Source organism: Pseudomonas sp. 2822-15, assembly GCF_002742515.1.
GTDB lineage: Bacteria > Pseudomonadota > Gammaproteobacteria > Pseudomonadales > Pseudomonadaceae > Aquipseudomonas > Aquipseudomonas salomonii.
Window position 1 is genome coordinate 1 of record NZ_LJRY01000060.1, and the last position, 262, is coordinate 262.

1 protein-coding gene is annotated in these 262 nt (G+C 33.6%); it reads right to left on the reverse strand.

The annotated features are described in order from the left end of the window. Positions 1-76 precede the first annotated feature (76 nt). The coding region (locus tag AOA59_RS00235) for a CrcB family protein (protein ID WP_143522720.1) at positions 77-262 on the reverse strand (186 nt) is incomplete at its 5' end.

Sequence of the window (262 nt, forward strand, 5' to 3'; positions counted from 1 at the left end):
TAAAGAGGACACAACAGTTGATGAGAAAAAGAAAAAAGAAGAATAGAAAATGTGCGGGACCAGGTCCCGCACATTTTTATGACAATCCTCCACCTAGAAATAATCCGATTAAGAAAGTAACAATACTCCCACCAATAGATAAGACTAAATATGTAATAAAAGGTATCCATTTTCTTTTTTGAAATAATGTAATTGCCTCCACACTAAACGTTGAAAATGTCGTAAAAGCACCAAAAAAGCCAATACCAATAATGAGAAAAGG